The organism is Pseudomonas sp. RIT-PI-AD (assembly GCF_025642785.1).
In the GTDB taxonomy this organism is placed as follows: Bacteria; Pseudomonadota; Gammaproteobacteria; order Pseudomonadales; family Pseudomonadaceae; genus Pseudomonas_T.
In genome coordinates, this window is the sequence record NZ_JANZKU010000053.1 from 1 (window position 1) to 4,257 (window position 4,257).

General features: G+C 55.6%; 5 protein-coding genes and 1 pseudogene. All 6 read left to right on the plus strand.

Annotated elements, in window-relative coordinates; all coding sequences use genetic code 11:
- The first annotated feature begins 67 nt into the window (after positions 1–67).
- The 6 genes and pseudogenes from OGL92_RS21880 (at position 68) to OGL92_RS21905 (ending at position 3,751) form a co-directional block, all read left to right on the plus strand.
- Complete coding sequence (locus OGL92_RS21880) at positions 68–265, plus strand: hypothetical protein (protein ID WP_263147954.1); 198 nt, start codon at positions 68–70, stop codon at positions 263–265.
- A 110-nt stretch (positions 266–375) separates the two neighbouring features.
- Positions 376–624, plus strand: a complete 249-nt coding sequence (locus tag OGL92_RS21885; protein ID WP_263147956.1) for a hypothetical protein — start codon at positions 376–378, stop codon at positions 622–624.
- 484 nt (positions 625–1,108) lie between these two features.
- Positions 1,109–1,275 (plus strand): annotated as a pseudogene (locus OGL92_RS21890) (RHS repeat-associated core domain-containing protein); the annotation flags it as partial.
- Positions 1,276–1,672: 397 nt separating this feature from the next.
- Complete coding sequence (locus OGL92_RS21895; RefSeq protein ID WP_263147958.1) at positions 1,673–2,032, plus strand: hypothetical protein; 360 nt, start codon at positions 1,673–1,675, stop codon at positions 2,030–2,032.
- Positions 2,033–2,398: 366 nt separating this feature from the next.
- The gene (locus OGL92_RS21900; protein WP_263147961.1) at positions 2,399–2,632 is read left to right on the plus strand and encodes a transcriptional regulator; all 234 of its coding nucleotides are present in this window, start codon (positions 2,399–2,401) and stop codon (positions 2,630–2,632) included.
- Between the two features lie 114 nt (positions 2,633–2,746).
- Positions 2,747–3,751 (plus strand): Ldh family oxidoreductase, encoded by a 1,005-nt coding sequence (locus OGL92_RS21905; RefSeq protein ID WP_263147964.1) that lies wholly within the window; start codon positions 2,747–2,749, stop codon positions 3,749–3,751.
- Positions 3,752–4,257 lie beyond the last annotated feature (506 nt).

A 4,257-nucleotide genomic window follows, 5' to 3' on the forward strand; every position in this document is an offset into this window, starting at 1 on the left:
TTTCTGAATTAGTATATTTTAGGATAAGAGGTAGATGTCAAATACCGACTATAGAAGAGGATGATAAATGTCAGTAATAATCAACTTAGGAAAGCTAATTGATGCCCTGCCCTCTCAAGAAGTAATGCGAATAGTCTATAAGGGAGAGCAATATGGTTTTCAGGAAAGTCAAAATTCCCAAAACTTATTAATTGATATTGTAAGTGGGGCGGACTCTATTGAAGAGATGAATTCTCAAAGCATAAACCCCGCTAATGTGAATTAATTCTTTCTAGAATAACAAAGAAATATGGAATAGTAGCGCATCAAAGTAACGATACACTTCTTGAAGCGATTAAAAGTCTTCCTAAATATAGATTTCTTTTGCAAAGGCATATGGAAGAAAAATTTGTTGAAAAAGAAGCCATTAAAGAAGAAATGATTAAAACCATATTTTTGGGTGAAAACTATGAGGCGATTTTGCATTCTTTGTTGCCATTATGCGAATTTGTAACACTGTGGCCAAAATATTGGGGTGAATACGGTGAGCATTTTTTTGTAGCTTCGCAGCGTTTAGATAACATCAAGGATAAATTTAAAGATGTTTTCATGAGCAAGAATATCGAAACGTTAATTTCGAATTAAAGCATTCAGTTTTGCGAGAGAGAAAAGTATTAAATTCTTAAGGCGGCTTCTTGTATTCATTCGCTAGATACAATTCGTAAGAGCGAATATTAAGGTCAGGCTGATCGATAAGAGGCCGCTACACAAATCTGTAACCGGCCGTCCCCACATTGAAGCTCCCTCTCAGATCGGGAGAGCGCACATGTCGCGTGATCATGACGGTTACACTATGGCCGGCAAGCGGAGCCGCTGGACCGCAGGGCGCGGGCGAAGCTGGAGGACAAGCGGCGAATGGCTTGGCGCCGCGCGGTGGAGTCGTCACGCCGATTGCAGCAGGAGTTGAGCCGTTTCCTGGAGCTGGCCGGCGAGCGATTCGGGCCGGTTAGGCCGCGCGGGGAGAATGCGCGGCAGCGGCTCAGGGCTTGATCGCGGGCTGTGCAGAATTCTTCGGTTTCGTTGGGAAAGCGGTCAAGCGGGCGTGGGCAGACCGACCAGCGTCGACGGCACTCAGGTCAACCTTCGAATTCCCGATCAGTACTACGACGGTGAAGCGGTCTGCGCTACAACTACTTCAATAACTACGACCCGCAGAGCGGGCGCTACGTGGAGAGTGATACGATTGGGTTGGCAGGTCGCCTCAATATCTATGAATATGTAAGCGCCAATCCGATGATGTTCGCCGACCGCTTTGAGTTTATACAGCTTCCATCAGATCCGTCTGGTCTGTAATCTGATTGAACGCCAAATACAACTCACAAAGACCCCAATGGCGAGCGATTTAAATACCCGAATGGTGTCCAACTGGACTTCCATAAAGGAAGACCAGTGTGGGAGAGGTAAGGATCATTGGCACCATAACGGCGGCTCCCAGCATTTCCCACGAGGAGGAAAGGTTCCAGACCCTGAGACAGAGCAAAGTTGCGGAGAAAACTGCCAGAAGACAGCTATTGTGGTTGTCGGCACCGGCGGGGCTTATCTCGCCTACAGGTGCTTAAGAATGGTTCCGTCTCTGTTTCCACCATTGTGGCCCACCATTCCTGCCAACGCGGCCATCCCATGAGATCGTGCAATGAGAATTGAAAACCCCAATAGTTATTTTGATGAACTTGGCGATCTCCATGATGGAAAGATAATTACCATCAATCTGAATGAAGCCAATAATAGCGTCTCACTCAAGTTAGAAGACCTGCATTGCAATTTTCAAGGCCTTCCGGAGTATCAAGGATTAATGCCAGTCGAGATAATATTCGAAGGCATTACAGAAGTTGAAAAATTGCTCGACCTAAGGTCGCCTGCAACAATCTACACCCTTGAAATATTTGAAACAGGCAATGACGCTTCGTTAGACGTAGACATCAAGATATCTCCCGAAGGAAGATTTAATTTCCAATGCTCATCTGTCAGCGTGGAGCCTTGCAAAACCGCATAAGACAAGTGATGTAGGCGAAGAATGGGCTGAAGATGGATGCCGCAATCAACGGCCGATTCATATGCCGCACTTTTTTCTGAAGAGCATATCCCGTTGCAGCGGGAAATAAGGGAAGTCACCGCGCTCTGGCCTAAGGACGTATGCCCGGAACCTTTCGGTACTTTGCTCGAGAACGGTCGGTATCTCGTTGCCGTTCTGCCGGGTGGTTATCTTCTTTTTCTCGAGAGGGCCGACGCTGCCCATTCACCCTGAATACGCTTGCCGTTCAGCGAGGCGGGCGCCAGGCCGTGCGTTTTTCAACAAAACGTCACTCAGCTGCAATGAACCGGCGCCACTCTGGGACTCCCTCGAAACGGGAGAGCATACATGTCACCTCATCATGAGCGTCACAGGGTTGCAGGGCAGGAGACATCGGATCGTCGCGCGCGCGCGAAACTGGAGGACAAGAAACGCATGGCCTGGCGTCGGGCCGTGGAGTTTTATAACGAGACGCGGCGCTTGCAGCGTGAGCTGAACGACTATCCGGATTTGGCCATCGGCGAACCCTCTGCGACAGGCCAGCATCGATCGGTTGAGCGGCGCGAGACTTCGCGGGTCTGAGGAACGTCACCTATGCCGAATTCGTCATCTTTCCCAGGGAAAGCGGTCAAGCGGGGACGGGCGTAAGGCGTCACCTTAGGCGGTCTGTATCGAACCGATCTTGAGGGGACCCCGATGATCCGACTGAGCCTGGACGAAGTGCGCGAATTGGCCGAGGCGATCCTGCGCCGCCATGGTTTCAGCGAGCCCCATGTCGCCGCGGTGGCACAGGCGGTATTCGCCGGCGAGCGCGACGAGTGCGCGTCCCATGGGCTCTGGCGGCTGCTCGGTTGCATCGAGACGCTGCGCGCCGGCAAGGTCTCGCCGGATGCCGAGCCCGAGGTGATCGACCAGGCGCCATCCATCGTCCGCGTCGACGCCAGGGGCGGGTTCGCCCAGGTGGCGTTCCAGCGCGGTGCGCCGGTGCTGGTGGAAAAGGCCCGGAGCACCGGTATCGCCGCGCTGGCGATCAACCGCTGCGTGCATTTTTCCGCCTTGTGGACCGAGCTGGAGGTGCTCACCGACGCCGGCCTGGTGGCGCTGGCCTGCACCCCGAGCCATGCCTGGGTGGCGCCGGCCGGCGGGCGCAAGCCGCTGTTCGGCACCAACCCCATCGCCTTCGGCTGGCCGCGCGCCGGCCAGCATCCATTCATCTTCGACTTCGCCACCAGCGCCATCGCCCGTGGCGAGATCCAGCTGCACGAGCGCGCCGGCAAGCCGATCCCGCTGGGCTGGGGCATCGACGCCGAGGGCCTGCCGAGCACCGACGCCAACGCGGTGCTGAACGGCGCCATGCTCACCTTCGGCGGCCACAAGGGCTCGGCCTTGTCGGCCATGGTCGAGCTGATCGCCGGACCGCTGATCGGCGACCTGACCAGCGTCGAGTCCCAGGCCTGGGACGCCGGCACTCAATCCTCGCCCTACCACGGCGAGCTGCTCATCGCCCTCGACCCCAAGCGTTTCCTCGGGGAGGCCGTGGAGCAGCACCTGGCCCGCGCCGAGGCCTTGTTCGAAGGCATCCAGAGCCAGGGCGCGCGGTTGCCCTCGCAACGCCGCTACGAGGCCCGCGCGCGCAGCCTGAAGGATGGGGTGAGCATCCCGGAAAAGCTCTATGAGGATTTGCAGGGGTTGTTGCGCTGATCGGTTTTCTTGGCTTGGGCCACGCGCGGATGTTTCGGCTGCCTGGCGCGTAGCTCTCGCCGTTCGGCGAAGGGCGGGTTCGTTGTACCCGTCGATCATCCGAAAACGCGGGTCTGGCAAGGATCAGGGGGTTGGGAGCGGAGCTGGGGTGAGGGCGCTTTCGCCGAGGGGCGTTTGGATTTCTTGGGTGAGGTGAGGGATGCCTTGGTGGTTTGGCTGCGAGCGTGGGACTTGGTCTGCTTGTTGATATGGCGTGCGCGGGGGTGTCGATTAGGGCAATTGCTGAGTGCCTTTATGGGTAAGACGCTGTGGGCTCGGAAATGCTCTTCGCGGCTGAAGCCGCTCCCACGCCAGGCCGTGCTCATCATCACCAACCAGACAACCCACATCCCACTGACCTATCCAGCCCTCCTCGAACCGCCCCGCGCGCTCCGTGGGAGCGGCTTCAGCCGCGAAGGGAGCCCACTCCACATCGCCGAGAGAATAAAGCGCTGATACGCGAAGAC

What these genes read in the sequence shown, in the direction of transcription:
- OGL92_RS21880 (WP_263147954.1), top strand. Translation starts at nt 68, where the DNA reads ATGTCAGTAATAATCAACTTAGGAAAGCTAATTGATGCCCTGCCCTCT.
- OGL92_RS21885 (WP_263147956.1), top strand. Translation starts at nt 376, where the DNA reads ATGGAAGAAAAATTTGTTGAAAAAGAAGCCATTAAAGAAGAAATGATT.
- OGL92_RS21895 (WP_263147958.1), top strand. Translation starts at nt 1,673, where the DNA reads ATGAGAATTGAAAACCCCAATAGTTATTTTGATGAACTTGGCGATCTC.
- OGL92_RS21900 (WP_263147961.1), top strand. Translation starts at nt 2,399, where the DNA reads ATGTCACCTCATCATGAGCGTCACAGGGTTGCAGGGCAGGAGACATCG.
- OGL92_RS21905 (WP_263147964.1), top strand. Translation starts at nt 2,747, where the DNA reads ATGATCCGACTGAGCCTGGACGAAGTGCGCGAATTGGCCGAGGCGATC.